Source organism: Priestia endophytica, from assembly GCF_026790145.1.
GTDB classification, from domain to species: Bacteria; Bacillota; Bacilli; order Bacillales; family Bacillaceae_H; genus Bacillus_I; species Bacillus_I endophytica_A.
The window spans coordinates 233,049-246,423 of the sequence record NZ_JALAMS010000003.1 but is presented as its reverse complement, the minus strand read 5'-3'; the positions used below and the strand labels follow the sequence as shown (position 1 = coordinate 246,423).

Genomic DNA, 13,375 nt, shown 5'->3' with positions numbered 1-13,375 from the left:
CTTTTTTATTATGATGCGTGTCGCATCTTTCTCATAACAAAGCTAACAATTAGAACTAGGATGACGGCACCGATAATTGCAGGGATAAGGGCAAAACCGCCAACAGTCGGGCCAAAGCTACCAAAGATAAGTGAACCTAACCAGGCTCCAATAAAACCAGCAATAATATTTCCAATAATTCCACCTGGGACATCACGACCTGTTAAAATTCCTGCAAGCCAACCGATAATGCCACCAACAATAATTGTCCATAACCACGACATGTCTTATCTCCTCCTTTATCAAGATTGTTTTCGTTGCTTAGTTAAAGTATACCCAGAAGGAAAATTTAAAAACATCATTGAGCACATAGGAATTAAACCTATAGTAAAATTGAAAGTTGTCTTTTTCTTCAACTTTAATTCTATTTAAACTTCTTTGTAATGAGAACTTTTTTTACATTCATCGTGACTCTCTTTGACATTCTTTTTACTATAAATATAATGACCAAAATGAATTTATGAACTTTTATAGAAAGATTGTTTTTATGGTTTACATTAATTACTAAAGGGCGTATGATAGCATCAAAAGGTAAACAATTTATCTTTTAAATTCAAAAAAGGGAGGAAAACAAAACGTGTGGGTAATTACTGTTTATGCAGACCAAGACGTAAAAATGTACGAGTTTGACGATGAACATGAGGCAAAGGAAGCGCTAGGAAAGTTAGAGAACTGCTCTTGCAAGATTCTCTCTCAAGTTATTTATTATAATGACGAATTCATCGTTGAAAAGGCGGCTGTTTAATTTTAGGACATGGGCCCCTTTAAAGGTATAAACTTTACATTACCCTTATGGAGTTCCATCAATTGAAACTTTTGAAAATTTAAAAATGTAATTTTGAAATGAATTGTAGAGATAGTAGATTATTAACGCTATTTACTCTTAATAATATATTTCGCTCACGCCAAAGTTTAGCACCGCTCAATGAACGGTGCCTTTTTTATTGAATATCTTCAGGCCACGTTTCTCCGCGATAAGCCATATCCCAAAAAAGAAATTCAAATCGACTTGTATTTAGAAAAATCTCCTCTAGTTTCTTTCTTTCTTCCTCTGATTTTCCTATTGCTAATTTGTTCATTAAGTCTTTTAACCAATTTGAAAGTTCACCAAATTCCTTTGAACTGTACATCTCTACCCATTCTCCATAAAACTCATGTTCAAGAGCTCCTGGAATTTTAGCCAATTCCCTTCCAATTTCGTTATAGCTCCACATGCAAGGAAGAAGAGCTGCTACAAGTTCGGCAAGTGTACCATTTTGAGCAACTTGCAGCATATAATGCGTGTAGGCAAGTGTTGAGGAAGCAGGCTGAGCATTTTCAAGCTCTTCCTCTGAAATAGCAAATTTTTTCGCATATTGCCGATGAAGATCCATTTCGACATTTAACGTAGAATGCAAAATTTCTCCAAATTTACCCATTGTTTCAACATCAGTCGCTTTCACACTTCCAAGCGCAAAAAGTTTTGCATAGTCAATGAGATAGAGATAGTCCTGAATCATATAATGACGAAAACTTTCTTTTGGAAGAGTGCCATGACCGATCCCTTGAACAAATGGATGCTTATGATTTGCGTCCCAAATGTGTTTGGCTTTTGCATAAAGTTCTTTACAGAATGTCATTTATTTTCCCCCTTTTTTGTATGACACCAGTTATAAATAAATTCAATTAATACTTTTGTGAAATCTACTAAACTCTCAATTGATACTCGCTCATTTATGGCATGTGCATACTTTGTTTCCCCTGGTCCATAAATAACGGTTGGAATTCCTGCTTCCCCTAACCATCCTCCGTCTGTGACAGAGGTAGACATTTCTATTTCAACTTGTTTTTTCAAAACCTCTTTGTGGATATGCTGAAGCATTTTCACTCCATCATGAGTTTCATCAATTTCAAGTGCAGGAAATATTTCTCCTCTTTCCTCGATCATTGATGCTCCCCCCCACCTAAAGCTTGGAGGATGATTTCTTAACCATAGGTCACCATGAGACATTCTTAAAATATAATCTTCAATTTCTTTTGTTACACTCTCGTAAGTTTCATTTGGATAGAAATGCACTGTAATCCACAGGCGACACTCATCAGCTACAAAAGCAGGATGTCTACCTCCTTCAATAACAGCAGGATTAATTGTTGTTGTTCCAGGGAGAAAACCATCATAAGTTTTTGTAACCATCCAATGTCTTTCGAGTTCATTGAGCCAGTTAATAATTTTCATCATTTTCTCAATTGCGCTCGCTCCGACCGTTTCTCCTCCCGCTGCAATCATATGTCGTCTTGTTCCATCATGAAACGTTTGATCACTTTTTACCGTAATCCAGCCTGTAATTACACCGCCCTGACCACGAATAACCATTTCACTTGTATCTACAACAAGTGCAAAATCAGCACTATACCCTCTTTCACAGCACTGTTTTGTTCCTGCTTCTCCTACTTCCTCCCCAATCACAGATTGAAAAATTACATCACCGGGAAGTTCTACGCCATACTCTTCCAATAATTCTAATGCAAAAAGAGCGCACCCTAATCCACCTTTCATATCGGAAGTTCCTCTGCCGAAGAGATATCCATCTCGTACAAAAGGAAGGAATGGATCACGTTCCCACTGCTCGTTTTCATCCACTTGGGCCACATCTATATGACCGTTAATAATTAAGCTTTTATACTCTTCACTATTCTTCCCCTTTTTAACCCCCACAACATTTGGATCGTTTTCATAAACATCCCACATTTCAACTGCGAATTTATTTTGTTTAAGCTTGTTTGCCACAAATTCTTGTGCTTCCTTTGTATTGCGGGCGGGAGGGGCAGGTGTTTTAAATTTTACGAGTTTCTCAATAAGTGAGATTAGCTCTTCTTTTCTTAACTCTACTTCCCCTAAAATCCTTTCTATATGTTCCATACTTTCACTCCTTATTAGAGCGAAGGAAACGAAAAAACCCCTTCACAATGTGAAGGGGTGTGATTATGTACGAATGCTAAATAAAACAATTCGACAACCACTTCCCTTCGCTAGCATTACCTAGATCAGGTGTAAGGGTCAAGACACTTGTCTCTCTCAGCCTTTCACGGCACCCCTAGTAGTCTTACTTCTCTATTATTATCATAATACTTTTTTTATTGCAAACGTTCATGACAACAGCTTAATCATAAGAAAGATAAAAATAGATCCTCCAATTAAAATGCGTCTAAGTCCTTTTCCCTTTGAACTTTGCAGTTTATGTAAACCCCAAATGATAAGAGAAATTCCTAGTGTCACACCCATCAAGTCTAAAAAAAGTTCCCTCGACGTTATAAGCGCAAGGAGGGGAAACAAAACGGTCAAGAAAGCAAAAAATAAACCTATAACGAAAAGTGATAGATTTCGTTCGTAATTTCCATAAGACATTGCGTTCCTCCTTTACAGAAATACTAACAAAAAGCGGTTTAGGATGATATAGGAACGTCGCCTCGTTTTATTAAAAAAAGCCCTTTAAGGAGTGTTCATATTCCTAAATATATTCATAAGATTTTCTTTAAGACTTGCAGCTTGCTCATTTTCCATTTGGATTGCTTCGTACACTTCTTGTCTATGAACTTCAATATGTTTGGGAGCATTGATCCCTAGCTTAATTTGTTCTCCATCAATATCTACAATTTTCAGTTCAATATCTTCTCCAATTCGAATACTTTCGCCAATTTTCCGTGTTAAGACAAGCAAAAAGATTCCCCCTACTTCATCATCTTCTGAAAGAGTGGATGTTTAGTTTTATAATCCGTGCCTGTTAAAATAATTTGTCTTCCTCTTTTTTGTTCACGATTTAAAATAAGCGGTGCTTGTAAATTAATAGTAGACTCCAAAAATGGGTCCATCATTGTCACAAAAGCATAGACCATTACATTTTTCTCTGAGGTAATATCGAGTTCTGTCATATAGTGGGAAGCTAGGTTGAAGTCATATTCTTTATAAAAAGCAAACGGATCTGCAATCACAAAAGCTAAATCTGGTGTTTTTAAAGACTGAAGTAAAAAGAAGACGTCTTCATCATTGAGAGGTAAAAGAATAAATTTCTTTTCTTCTAAGAAACCAGGAATACCTTTCGAAAAAGTAATCACCTCTTCACGATTCACTTCTATTTCCCCATGATATTTCGTTGCTATTTTCATCTTTTCACCACTTTATAGTATTGTTATTTTTAACGTTTTTAAACAGAAAGCTCGGCAAATGCCGAGCCTTTTGCTGTCTATTATGCTAGAAAATCTACTAAACTTGGCTGCATAATTTTAGCTCCCACAGCTAATGCTGCCCGCTGAACAGTCTCCTGCATTTGTAGGTCCATAATTGCTTTTTCAAAATCTATATCTTCTACATCTGAAAGTTTCTTTTCAAGAAGTTCTCCTTGCTCGTTTAAACGTGCTTCCATAATTTCTAGACGATTTGTACGAGCTCCGATGAGAGTTCTAGCACTTATAATAGCGTTAATATTTTCATCCATTGCAGAAAGCTGATCACCAATTTCCTCTCCTGATGAACCTTCTGCTAAACTTTGTTCAAGCTTTGTGAGATTATCAAAGAAAGCTTGACTAAAAACGCCCGTTCCATCAGTACTAACATCAATCGAAAGACCTTTAGAAAGTTCAATTGATATGGGTTTCTCACTAGCTCCTACAACAATTGTTCCACTCTTGTTGTTTACTGGCGCTTGTCCAGTATTTATTCCGTTAAAAAGAAACTTTCCTTCAATGTTTTTATTCGCAATTGAAACAAGATGTTCTTTTAGTCCGCTCACTTCGAGTCTAATAGCTTCTCGCTCATCTTCAAGTTTTGTTCCATTTGAAGCGCTCACTATAAGTTCTCGAATTCGTTGCATCGCTTTATTTGCTTCTTCCAGAGAACCATCGCTGTTATCAAGCCACTTGTAGGCTTCTGTAAAATTCTCTTTATATTGGTTATTCTCGTTTAAATTTGTTCGGTAGTTTAAGCTTTTAACAGCACCAATTGGGTCATCAGATGGACGGTTCAACTTCTTACCACTTGTTGCTTGTTCTTGTAAATTCATTAGTTTCTCATAGCTGTTGCTCATATTATGCAACGTATGTTGAGAAATCATGGACTGTGTTACTCTCATCGTTTTCCCTCCACTAGCGGCCAACAACGCCCATATTGTTAATGATTCGGTCAAGCATCTCATCCATGACCGTCATGCTTCTTGCTGCTGCATTATATGCATGTTGAAACTTAATCATATTTGTCATTTCCTCATCTAAAGAAACCGAGCTAACACTGTCTCGCTTTGTTGAAAGAAGATCTCTGACATTTTCACTATTTTCCCTTAGTCTATTAGCATTTTGGACTTTTACACCAATCTCCCCAATCATTTCACTATAGGCAGACCTAATTGCTCCATTTCCAACATTGGGATTTAAAAGTTCAGCAAGTTTTGCTGCATTTCCTCCATCACTTTTCTTATTTCCGTCAGCTCCAACTGCTATATTATCCGTACTCTTCATAATGTCATCTGAAAGTGTGATTGTGCTTGAAGCATTTTCTGATGAAAACGTAAAAAAGTCGCTCCCTTTTTCTTCATCTTGCTTGTAGCCATTTCCATGAATATTATTAAATTCTGTTGCAAGAGTTAGTGCAAGCTGATCAAGCTGATCAATTGTTGTTTTATAGATACTTTGGTCTGTGCCAAGGTTACGAATTAAATTTTGAAAACTTCCTGTTGGAGACACAGTTGTACCATTAACCTGGATTTCCAGCTCACTTCCGTTAGAAACTGTCTCAACCTTGTTCACTATATTCCCTTGTACGAGTGCTTCACTGCTTCCAGCTACCTTAATCGTATAGATACCTGCAGCGGTTCTGTTAGCTCCGCTGCCTGATGAAGTGCGCTCGATTTTAATATCCATATAACTTGAAAGCTTATCAACAAGCAAATCACGTTGATCATAAAGATCATTTGGCAAGTAACCAGATGGCTCAAGTTCACCAATTTTCTGATTTAAATCTGCAATCTGAGATACAATAGAGTTAATATCATCTTTTGCTGCATTTACTTCTGTTTGAAGGTCTTTTTGTGCAGTTGTTAGGGTACTATTTAAATAATGGAGTGTATCTGTTAAAGAAACGGCTTTTTCACGGACAACTGTTTTAATTCCTTCATCATTTGGGTTAATACTAAGATCTTGAAGAGAGCTCCAAAATTCATCCATCGCTCCGGAAAGCCCTGTACCTTCTTGATCGTTCATAATTGCTTCAACAGTCTTAAGGATACTACTTTCCATGTCAGCATAGCCAACTTGTGCCTCGCCACTACGATATTGAGCATCAAGATACTGATCACGAATTCGCTCAATTGAGCTTGCTTCTACCCCTGTTCCTATCGTTCCTGCTATTTGCGGCGAGTTCATCCCACCAGAAGGATATGGGGAAGTCGCTTGCAAATTTGCTCGTTGCCTTGTATAGCCAGCTGTATTGGCATTCGCAACATTCTGTCCAGTTGTTTGAAGTGCTGCTTGCTGAGCATGAAGAGCCCGCAGTGATGTTTCAAGTCCTTGAAATGTAGAACGCATCAGTCTTTCCTCCGTTTCTTTTATGCTTTACTATCAAACATAGAACGACTAGGAGCTGAAGGACGCTCTTTCTGCGAACTATGATAATTTAAGTTTTTAGGTTGCTTCCCGAACATATCTAAAGTCATATTCACAACTTGTAGGGAATGATACAGAAGCTGCTGATTTAGTTCATTACGCTCTTTTAATGCTAAAAGACAAATGCTCAACTCTTCCTTCAGTACCTCATATTTGGCTCTTTGAGGAAGCGGAAGCTTCTCGATAATCTCACTTAGTGTAAGGGGTTCTTCCCATATTAATAACACTTCTCGCTGGCGAGCTTCTTCTAGTTTTTTTATAGCTTTTATATGAGACTGCTCCTCATTCATTAGCTTTGAGAGCATTGTTTCGTTCTCTTCCTTCAAGCATTCTGTTTTTTGTTGAGCTAAATGTAATAAACTTTTATGAAGTGACAAAAGCTTTTCTAATAATGCCTCTAACCGGTCTATGTTCATTACTTATTCACCTTTTGAAAGTTTCTTATAATAGTCAACAAGTGAAGACGCTACTTTATGCGCATCAACCTTATACGTTCCATTCTGGACCTGATCCTTTAATTGTTCAATCTTCTCTGATCGTTCGCTTTGAAAATTATTTGTTTTCTGAAGTTCCTTTGCCTGAGTTGATATCTGAACTTCATCACGTCTTGTAACAGAATTTCTTTCCACCTGTCTCTGTTTTTCAGTTTGGTTTTGATATGGATTCATTCCTGATGAATGAAAAGGATTAATCTTCATTTTCCTCACCTCACGAAATAATTACCGCTATATCTTATCTTTCTTTTATTATCGGTAAAAAAACAGAGGATTTAAAGGAATTTAAGACAAATGATAAAAATAGTAATAATAACATATTTTTCTTCTTTTTTCTACATTTTATTTGGTTTTTCATGACAAAAGAACTAGAACTTTATCCCCTTTTCAAAGTTTGTTCTCGTTCATAAATCTCTAAATCTTTTCTAAAATCATAGCGACAAGAATTACAGATCCTTCCTTCACGCGTTTCTTGATGACAGACTTCACATTGGTAGTATACATTTGGTAAATATGAAAGCTGAAGCCACCCTTTACGAACAAACTTATAGAATAGCGGTATAGGCACCCCAGTAGCTTCTGTTATTTCTTCAAGCGTTAAGAGTCGATTGTTTCTATTACGGATAAACTCTCCTATTCTTTCATAGTGAGCAATCTCTTCCTTATAGCAATCGTTACAAACACTAATAAAGCTATTCTGAATAAACAAACTTCCACACGTCGGACAGTTTAATAGTTGTGACATTCTTACCCTTTCGCTCCTTCATTCCGCTCTTCTCCTAAAAAGGCAGTCGCGCCCCGTTACCTTTCTTATCGGATAGTTCTTACAATTGTTTATCTTAGCTTCTTGCTAATGTCATTGCTGAAATAAGACCCGCTCCGTTTTGTTTTAACACCTTACTTGCTTTATAAAGAGTCGCTCCTGTTGTATAAATATCGTCAATGAGGAGAACCTCTTCATTATTGAGTTTCCGAGAGGAAGAGAAGCTAAAAAGCTCTTCTTGTAGACGCTCTTGTTTATTCTTTTTGGACTGTTTTTCTGTATGAATGCGAGAAAGGGGCGAGACGATCTGACGAGGTAAAAGAGAAGCTAAAGCTTCAGATTGATTGAACCCTCTTTCACAATGGCGTTCTTCTGAGAGAGGAATAGGAATGATAAGGGAGCAAGTCTTAAAGTGTTTGTAGAAAAGGGAAAGCCATTCCTTTTTAAAAGATGGCAAAAGCGCATAGTCTCCTTGGAACTTAAAACGATTCATCCATTCTTTCATAAAATCATTATAGTGAAGTAAAGAGCGATTCTTTGTCATCATTCCCCTATATGAAGAAGTTTTCCAGACAGCACAATCCTTACAAATATCATGATCAATAAACTGTGAAGAAAGATGAAGAAGGCTACGTCCGCATAGCAAACAATACGGTTCTTTAATAAATAAGCATTTCTTAAGACAAAGCTCACAAAGGCCAGTTTCTCCCCCTCCTAAAAAGTGAGAGAATGTAAACTGTGACGTATGTACTCCTTCACAATATAGACAGACATTCATTCAACAAGCCCCATCTTACGCGCTTTCTCGTTTAGAGAAATAATCTGTTTTCTTGCTCGAACCATCTCTCGAGTGCGGCCAAAGTGGAAAAAGGTAACATCACCATTCGGATAATTAGCACTTCTACCCACTCTTCCTCCAATTTGCACGAGCGCACTTTCTGTAAAAATATCCTCCTCCGCGCCTAAAACAGCCACATCTGTATTAGGGACTGTTACTCCCCTTTCTAGAATAGTAGTTGTTACTAAAATGCGTGTTTCACCATTTCGGAACTGTAGCACCTTTTTCTCTCGCTCATGATCTTCTGCATGAACTCCTTCTGTCCGCTTTTCTTCTTTTTTTATAATTTCCACAATTTTAGGAATCACTTCAATCGATGGTACAAACAAAAAGACTTGTTTTTCTCTTCTTTCCTTCAACCATCTTTTAAGTTTCCATGGAAGCTCGTTTTTTAAGAGCTGTTTTTTCCAGTTTCCACACCAAATCATATGTGGTACAGGTATCTCTCTTCGATGATAGCGCGCAGGTAGAACAAAGGCATCTCTCCTTCCTCTTCTTATTTCCCGCTGCCACTGACGATTCGGTGTTGCAGTGAGGAGGATTGTTGCACAACTCTGTTTTTTCACCTTTTCTACCGCTTGTTGAAGCATTTTGTCATATGAGAATGGAAAAGCGTCTACCTCGTCTACAATTACTACATCAAATGCTTTTTCATACCGAAGCATTTGATGAGTTGTAGAAATCGTAATAGCTCCACTTTTTCCTTTGTCTTCACTGCCTCCATATAAAGCGATAACAGAAGAGTAAGGAAATGCTTGCGCTATACGAAGTTTTAATTCACGTACAACATCTGCTCTCGGTGTAGCAATAAGAACATTCTCTCCTTGTGAGAGAGCATAATTAATTCCTTCAAAAAGCATTTCTGTTTTCCCTGCTCCGCAAACGGCCCAAACTAAGAGTTCTCCTTTTCCTCTGATTGTCTCTTTAATGGCCTCTGCTCCTTTTTGCTGCATCTCGGACAGTTTACCGTTCCATGCTAAGAAAGCTGAACGTTCCTTTTTCTTATAGATAGGGCCACTCCAAATAAAAAGTGGTGTGCACATGCTGATTCTCCCCATTCCAATGCAAGCACGACAATAGAAACACATCTCTTTACAGGTATAACAAGGAGATTCACCAAAATTTTGTAATGCAGTATTTCCACAACGATTACATTGACATCTATCATTTTTTTTATTAATTCCTTTTATAATCTGAACATATCCTTCTCTATAGTGCTCATAAAGTGTGATAAATGGAACTGAAAGTTCGGTAAGAAGCAACTTTCGTTGTGATAACTCTTCCTGAAGCTTCGGTGAAAAAGGGTAGGCATCATTTATGGGATAAAAAGTGTAGTTAGAGTGATAGGAAATCGGTTGACCCTTTTGAGGAGAGAAGACAAGCTTATTATCTTCAACAGTAAAAAGCATAAAACACCTCTTTTCTTTTTACTATATCAACTTCTCTTAACTTGTTATCAACGTCTTCATAGGGAAAATAAAAAAAGAACGAGCCAAAAGCTCGTTCTCTTTATTTACGGTACCATCCAAGCCCTAAAGCACCTTCACCTAAATGTGTACCTATTACAGGCCCAAAATAAGAAATATTAACATTTACATTAGGATATTTATTTTCAATCTCTTTACAAAGTTCTTCCGCCTCTTGAGGACGATTAGCGTGAATAACTGTTGCTTCAATTGGTACCCCCTGAAAAGCATCTTCATGAAAAAGCTCTAACACTCGTTTTAAAGCTTTTTTTCTTGTGCGAATTTTTTCAAATGGAACAATTTTTGTATCTTCAAAATGAAGGATTGGCTTGACTTGAAGAACACTGCCAATTAGAGCTTGGGCAGCACTCAATCTTCCTCCTCTTTGAAGGTGTGATAAGTCGTCCACAATAAAGTAAGCCCTAATAAACGGTTTCATCTCATCAAAACGTTTAACAATTTCCGTTGCACTTTTGCCACGAACAGCCATATCTGCTCCTTCTAGAGCATAAAACCCTTCTACCATGCAGCTTATCTCTGAATCATACGGATAAACAGTCAGTCCTTCTACCATTCTGCCTGCAGACTGAACAGTTTGATAAGTACCGCTAATACCACTTGAGAGCGTAATAAATACTGCTTCATCATAATTAACTGCTATTTCTTTCAATAACTCTACAATCTCACCAATTGGTGGCTGTGATGTTGTAGGAAAAATTTTTTCTTGTTTTACTTTCTCGTAAAACTCTTCTGCAGTTATATTCTCTTCTTCTCTATAGTACTTGTCATCAAAGATAATGCTTAATGGAATACTATATATATTCTTTTCTTCTCTCAATGATTTTAGAATATATGCTGTACTATCAACAATAATTGCCGTTTTCACTCATGCTCCTCCTCAGGTTTTTCCTATGTATAAAATCTTTCTAAAGAAAGAATACCCATTATTATGTATTTTTACTCTATGTGAAAGAAAAGGTGAGACAATTTGCCTCACCCTTTTGACTATTCTTCCTTTACAGAACGCTTACCCAGCCATTTTTAATAGCTACAACAACAGCTTGAGTTCGATCATTAACATTCATTTTTTGTAGAATATTACTTACATGGTTCTTAACTGTTTTTTCACTAATATATAATGTTTCACCAATTCCGCGGTTGCTTTTACCATCAGCTAAAAGCTGTAATACTTCACACTCACGACGAGTTAAAAGGTGAAGCGGACGGCGAATTTCAATTTCTCTTGCCGCGTATTTACGTTCATTTTGAGCTTGTGAAGCTAGACGACGATACTCATTCACAAGGCTGTTTGTTACTTTTGGATGAAGATATGAACCACCTTCTGCTACAACGCGCACAGCTTGTACAAGAGCATCTGCATCCATCTCTTTTAATAGATATCCAAGAGCACCTGTTTGCAAAGCATGTGTTACATATGTTTCATCATCATGAATAGATAAAATGATAACTTTTGTATCTGGATATTCTTCAATTAGCTGTTTTGTTGCTTCAACACCGTTCAATCCAGGCATATTAATGTCCATAATCACAACATCTGGATTATACTCTTCAACAAGCTTTACAGCTTCTTCTCCATCATCACCTTCTGCCACAACATCAAAGTCTTGCTCAAAGTCTAAAATTCGTTTTACCCCTTCACGGAACAATTGATGGTCATCTATAATTACTATTTTCGTTTCCATATCTTCTTACCTCCTAAAATCTATGTGCCTACGTTTTATGATTGAAACAGCTGAGACTGAGGAACAATAATCATCACTTTTGTACCTTTGCCTATAGCTGAATTGATTTCTAGTTTTCCATCTAAAATTTCCACTCGTTCCTTCATTCCCATAATCCCGAATGATTGCTCTTTTTTCTCTGCTACTTCAAAACCTTTTCCATCGTCTTTTACAACAAGAGCGACTTGGCTATCACACACTTCAATTTTGACAGTCACATAGTTTGCATCGGCGTGTTTAATAGCATTTGTAATCGATTCTTGAGCGAGACGGAATAAAGCAACCTCAAGTTTTGGCGGCATCCTTTTATCAGATCCAAGTGACGTGAATGAAATCTGTGGTTTACCATCATTGTAATCTTCAACAGTACTAATATATTTTCTTAAAGTGGGAATGAGCCCTAAATCATCTAGTGCCATCGGTCTTAAATCATAAATAATTCGCCTTACTTCATAGAGAGCTGAGCGAACCATCTTCCGTAAGTCTCTAATTTCCTTCATTGCCTCATCAGGGCTTCTTTCACGATAGACTCGCTCAATTAGTTCTGAACGCATCATAACGTTAGCAAGCATTTGAGCAGGACCATCGTGAATTTCGCGGGACAAACGTTTCCTCTCTTCTTCTTGAGCCTCAATAATTCGGAAACCAAAATACTCTTTTTGAATGGCATCCTCAACAATCTCTCCAACCTGTTGGAGATCGTCTGTTAAGTACGATAAAATTACCGAGATTTGCGACACAAGATGTTCAGCTCGTTCAATCGTCTCTGTTAACGTAAGAAGGCGTCTTTCAACTTCATCACGTCTTTGTTTAAGCTGATTTTCAAGCTGACGATTGACCATAAGCTTTGTTTGGAAATTATGTGCTTTCTCATAGGCTTCCTTTACTTCCACTTCGTCATAAATTTTAAAATGGCGGCTCACATCAGAGAGTCTTGCTCTTGCAGCACGCACGTTTATTTCAAGACGATCACCTTCTGCAATAGTTTCAAGCACTTTTCTTTTTAACTGTTCAAGTTCCTGGTGCAATTGCTCGAATTCTTTGCGAGAATCTTCAGCAATACGGTGAATCTCACCTTTGCTGTTGTCAACTGTATAAATAATTCGTTCAAAAATTTCATCTAATACTCGGCTTGTCAATTTCTGTTTCGACATCTTTTCACCTCAAGACAAGCTTTTTTGGACAAATGTAACATGCAAATGTCACATTGTTTCATATAGTTAGGCAACACGCTTCTATCCTTCTAAACTTTTCACAACGTGAACTTCACGTTATAGTACGGAATGGGGATTCCGTCAGTTGTAGAGTTTCTTTATTAGTAAAATTATTACTAACTTAATAGGCACCTGTCAAAGTCCTGCTCTCTTACCACTACGCTTATGACATTTCGTGTTCCTTTTAAT

17 protein-coding genes and 1 riboswitch are annotated in these 13,375 nt (G+C 37.2%); of the genes, 1 reads left to right on the top strand and 16 read right to left on the bottom strand.

Annotated elements, in window-relative coordinates; genetic code table 11:
* Positions 1 to 8: 8 nt before the first annotated feature.
* The gene (locus MOC86_RS05425) at positions 9 to 263 is read right to left on the bottom strand and encodes a GlsB/YeaQ/YmgE family stress response membrane protein (RefSeq protein ID WP_019394882.1); all 255 of its coding nucleotides are present in this window, start codon (positions 261 to 263) and stop codon (positions 9 to 11) included.
* 353 nt (positions 264 to 616) lie between these two features.
* Here MOC86_RS05425 and MOC86_RS05420 point away from each other — a divergent pair, with 353 nt between their 5' ends.
* A complete protein-coding gene (locus tag MOC86_RS05420; RefSeq protein ID WP_019394881.1) occupies positions 617 to 784 on the top strand; it encodes a hypothetical protein in 168 nt (55 codons plus the stop codon).
* A 196-nt stretch (positions 785 to 980) separates the two neighbouring features.
* On the opposite strand, the gene tenA is transcribed toward MOC86_RS05420, so the two are convergent.
* From tenA to MOC86_RS05345, 15 genes are all read right to left on the bottom strand, one after another.
* Complete coding sequence (gene tenA / locus MOC86_RS05415) at positions 981 to 1,658, bottom strand: thiaminase II (RefSeq protein WP_268583150.1); 678 nt, start codon at positions 1,656 to 1,658, stop codon at positions 981 to 983.
* Positions 1,655 to 2,938 (bottom strand): acetylornithine deacetylase, encoded by a 1,284-nt coding sequence (locus MOC86_RS05410; RefSeq protein ID WP_268583149.1) that lies wholly within the window; start codon positions 2,936 to 2,938, stop codon positions 1,655 to 1,657. Before MOC86_RS05410 ends, tenA begins: the two co-directional genes overlap by 4 nt.
* 85 nt (positions 2,939 to 3,023) lie before the next feature.
* Positions 3,024 to 3,125, bottom strand: a riboswitch (TPP riboswitch).
* 41 nt (positions 3,126 to 3,166) lie between these two features.
* Positions 3,167 to 3,424 carry a hypothetical protein gene (locus MOC86_RS05405; protein ID WP_268583147.1) on the bottom strand — a complete coding sequence of 86 codons (258 nt, stop codon included), beginning with the start codon at positions 3,422 to 3,424 and terminating at the stop codon, positions 3,167 to 3,169.
* 84 nt (positions 3,425 to 3,508) lie between these two features.
* Positions 3,509 to 3,736 (bottom strand): carbon storage regulator CsrA, encoded by a 228-nt coding sequence (gene csrA / locus MOC86_RS05400; RefSeq protein WP_268583146.1) that lies wholly within the window; start codon positions 3,734 to 3,736, stop codon positions 3,509 to 3,511.
* Positions 3,737 to 3,747: 11 nt separating this feature from the next.
* On the bottom strand, positions 3,748 to 4,182 hold the full coding sequence (gene fliW, locus MOC86_RS05395) for a flagellar assembly protein FliW (RefSeq protein ID WP_268583145.1): 435 nt from the start codon (positions 4,180 to 4,182) through the stop codon (positions 3,748 to 3,750).
* Positions 4,183 to 4,262: 80 nt separating this feature from the next.
* A complete protein-coding gene (gene flgL, locus MOC86_RS05390) occupies positions 4,263 to 5,144 on the bottom strand; it encodes a flagellar hook-associated protein FlgL (RefSeq protein WP_268583144.1) in 882 nt (293 codons plus the stop codon).
* Positions 5,145 to 5,157: 13 nt separating this feature from the next.
* Complete coding sequence (gene flgK, locus MOC86_RS05385; protein WP_268583143.1) at positions 5,158 to 6,591, bottom strand: flagellar hook-associated protein FlgK; 1,434 nt, start codon at positions 6,589 to 6,591, stop codon at positions 5,158 to 5,160.
* Positions 6,592 to 6,611: 20 nt separating this feature from the next.
* Complete coding sequence (locus MOC86_RS05380) at positions 6,612 to 7,085, bottom strand: flagellar protein FlgN (RefSeq protein ID WP_268583142.1); 474 nt, start codon at positions 7,083 to 7,085, stop codon at positions 6,612 to 6,614.
* Between the two features lie 3 nt (positions 7,086 to 7,088).
* Positions 7,089 to 7,367 carry a flagellar biosynthesis anti-sigma factor FlgM gene (flgM, locus tag MOC86_RS05375; protein WP_268583140.1) on the bottom strand — a complete coding sequence of 93 codons (279 nt, stop codon included), beginning with the start codon at positions 7,365 to 7,367 and terminating at the stop codon, positions 7,089 to 7,091.
* Between the two features lie 172 nt (positions 7,368 to 7,539).
* Positions 7,540 to 7,908, bottom strand: coding sequence for a hypothetical protein (locus MOC86_RS05370; RefSeq protein WP_268583139.1), 369 nt, complete (start codon positions 7,906 to 7,908; stop codon positions 7,540 to 7,542).
* Positions 7,909 to 8,002: 94 nt separating this feature from the next.
* Complete coding sequence (locus MOC86_RS05365; protein WP_268583137.1) at positions 8,003 to 8,704, bottom strand: ComF family protein; 702 nt, start codon at positions 8,702 to 8,704, stop codon at positions 8,003 to 8,005.
* Positions 8,701 to 10,173, bottom strand: coding sequence for a DEAD/DEAH box helicase (locus tag MOC86_RS05360; protein WP_268583135.1), 1,473 nt, complete (start codon positions 10,171 to 10,173; stop codon positions 8,701 to 8,703). Before MOC86_RS05360 ends, MOC86_RS05365 begins: the two co-directional genes overlap by 4 nt.
* Positions 10,174 to 10,273: 100 nt before the next feature.
* The gene (locus tag MOC86_RS05355; protein ID WP_268583134.1) at positions 10,274 to 11,116 is read right to left on the bottom strand and encodes a DegV family protein; all 843 of its coding nucleotides are present in this window, start codon (positions 11,114 to 11,116) and stop codon (positions 10,274 to 10,276) included.
* Positions 11,117 to 11,246: 130 nt separating this feature from the next.
* Positions 11,247 to 11,933, bottom strand: coding sequence for a response regulator (locus tag MOC86_RS05350; protein WP_061804744.1), 687 nt, complete (start codon positions 11,931 to 11,933; stop codon positions 11,247 to 11,249).
* Between the two features lie 35 nt (positions 11,934 to 11,968).
* Complete coding sequence (locus tag MOC86_RS05345; protein ID WP_268583133.1) at positions 11,969 to 13,126, bottom strand: sensor histidine kinase; 1,158 nt, start codon at positions 13,124 to 13,126, stop codon at positions 11,969 to 11,971.
* Positions 13,127 to 13,375 lie beyond the last annotated feature (249 nt).